The 2,376-nt window shown below is 72.3% G+C and carries 3 protein-coding genes; 1 reads left to right on the forward strand and 2 read right to left on the reverse strand.

The annotated features are described in order from the left end of the window. The coding region (locus VF468_21510) for a MarR family transcriptional regulator (GenBank protein HEX5880868.1) at positions 1 to 225 on the reverse strand (225 nt) is incomplete at its 3' end. On the opposite strand from VF468_21510, the gene VF468_21515 reads away from it, so the two are divergent. Then, positions 200 to 973: a hypothetical protein gene (locus tag VF468_21515; protein ID HEX5880869.1), complete on the forward strand. Its 774-nt coding sequence runs from the start codon at positions 200 to 202 to the stop codon at positions 971 to 973. The genes VF468_21510 and VF468_21515 overlap by 26 nt on opposite strands. A gap of 174 nt (positions 974 to 1,147) precedes the next feature. Here the strand turns inward: VF468_21515 and VF468_21520 are convergent, their stop codons facing one another. After that, positions 1,148 to 2,134, reverse strand: a complete 987-nt coding sequence (locus VF468_21520) for a PEP-utilizing enzyme (GenBank protein HEX5880870.1) — start codon at positions 2,132 to 2,134, stop codon at positions 1,148 to 1,150. Between the last annotated feature and the right edge of the window lie 242 nt (positions 2,135 to 2,376).

Genomic DNA, 2,376 nt, shown 5'->3' on the forward strand with positions numbered 1-2,376 from the left:
GCCGTCGCGTTCCAGGCCGTCGACCAGGACGGTGATGGTGCGGGCGCTGACCCCGAGCCGGTCGCGCAGGGCCGTCATGATCTGGGGTCCTTCCTCGGCGAGTTCGTGGAGCAGCCGCATCCGCGGGTAGGTCATGCCCGCGACCAGGATGCCGGCGTACTGCCATTTGAGGAAGGCCGCCGACCAAGGAGCCGGGCCGATGAACGACCAGGCCGACACCACCACCAGCGCCCGTGTCGGCGTGGTCACCGGCGCCACCGGCATGCTGGGATGGGCCACCGCCATCGAGCTGGCCGCCCGCGCCGCCGACGTCGTCCTCTGCCGGGACCCACCCGCGGCGCCGCCGTCCTGGAGGAGGTCGGCAAGGCCGGGCCGGGAGGGTCGCACCGGCCAGCTCCACGCCCTGATCCACACCGCCGCCGCCCTGACCCGGGACCGTCAGCACAACCGGGCCGGCCATGAGCTGATGTTCGCCACCAACCTGCTCGGGCGGTTCCTGCTGACCCACCAGCTGCTGCCCCTGCTGGAGCGCGGGGCGCCCGCACGGGTCCTGGTCGTGACCGGCCCCTCACCCGACCGGCTCGACTTCGACGACCTCATGGCCGCCAGCGACTTCACACCGTTCGCCCAGTTCCGGGCCACCAACGCCGCCAACCTGCTGTTCGCCTTCGAACTGGCACGCCGCCTCGAAGCCACGGGGGTCACCGCCAACGCCTACCACCCGGGCGCGCTGCAGTCAGAGCTGATGCGCCAGATGCCGGCCATGGTCCGGCTGCTCACCTGGCCGGTCGGTCGCCGACCCGACCGGGCCGCCCACGCCCTCGCCGCGCTCGCGCTGGATGGGCGGTACGCCCAGACCACCGGCCGCTTCTACAAGCGCGAACGGCCGGCCACGCCGCCCAGGAGCTCCCAAGACACCAACGCCCAGCAACGACTGTGGGCCCAATGCCAGCGGCTGCTGAGCATCGAATGACCGTGCCATCGGCGCTCCTGCAGTGCCACCTGAGCAAGGTCTACGCAAACGCGACGTCACCTCGCGCAACCAGCTCGGCCGCGTTCCCCCCAGCCGCCTCAGCTCGGCATGGCTGCCCTGGCCGCCGGTGTTCCCGCGAACCCGGCGCCATGGGGGGAGCGGGTTGGCTTGAACTCAAGATGCGGTTGGGTCTGTTGCCGGCGTGCTGATCAGGCCCCTGCTGCCGTCAACGGCCAGCTGCTGTCCGGTGGTGATCAGGCTTGTCGCATTCGCCACGCCCACCACGGCCGGGATGCCGTACTCGCGCGCGACGACCGCGCCGTGGGAGTTGGCACCGCCCATCTCCATGACCAGCCCGCCGGCGGTGAGGAACAGCGGGGTCCACCCGGGGTCGGTGGAGGGCGCGACCAGGATCTCGCCGGGCTGGAGGTGGGCGCCGGTCGGGTCGAGCACGACCCGCGCAGGACCGGTGACCGTTCCTGCGGAGGCGGCGGTGCCCACGAGCCCGCCATCGGTGAAGGTCATGGGCGGCGGCGTGGCGGCTTCCGGCTCGGTGCCGTCGCTGAGCAGCACGCGGGGGATGTGTCCGCGCCGCAGCTCACGCTCGTACGTTTGGCGTCGATGCGTCACGACGGCACGGAGGTCTTGGCCGTGGAGCCCAGCGGCGGCCTCACCCAGGTCCAGGAAGAACACGTCTTCGGCGGCGGCGAGCCCACCCGCCGCGGCCAATTGCGCGCCCACGGCCGCCAGCTGCTGGCGGGCCTGGGCGAGGACGAGCACGATGTAGTACTTGGGGAGTTCGCGTACGCCGGCGAGTTGCCGTGCCCGGTCGAGCGCGAAGCCCACGGCCCGGCCCCGCACCCGGCCGCGTCGACGGGCGCGCGCGGTGAGGGTGGTGACCATCGCCTCTGCTTGGGCGGCGCCCCGAGCGAACAGCACGTCCGGAGCCCGGTCCGGGTCGTCTAGCCGCAAGTAGTTGGCGAGCACGCCGATGATATGGGTCGGGTCTTCGGCCCACCGAGGCAGGCCGACGTCGATCTCGGCCACGGCGCGGTGGCCATAGCGGTCGAGGAACTCCTCCAGGCCACGCTGCACCACTGGCGGCAGCGTCTGTGTTCGGTAGCGGCCGGCCAGCTCAGCTGCCGGGATGCGCCGGATCACCCTGGCCGCATCAGCGTCGGCGCGGATCCGGGTGGCCAGGCGCCACAGATCCAGGTCCATCTCGGTCGTCACGTTGTGGGGCAGGCCCCGCAGCACCGTGGCAAGCTCACCCGGCCGGGCATCGGCGCCAAGGAGCCTACCTGCCAGGCCCAGCATCGCAAACCCGGCGGCTGCCGCCGGCAGTACCCGCGGGACGAGTGGCGCTGTCGTGTCGCCGAGGATCCTCACGGCAAAGTCCAGCC

This window comes from Actinomycetota bacterium, assembly GCA_036280995.1.
Lineage (GTDB): Bacteria > Actinomycetota > CALGFH01 > CALGFH01 > CALGFH01 > CALGFH01.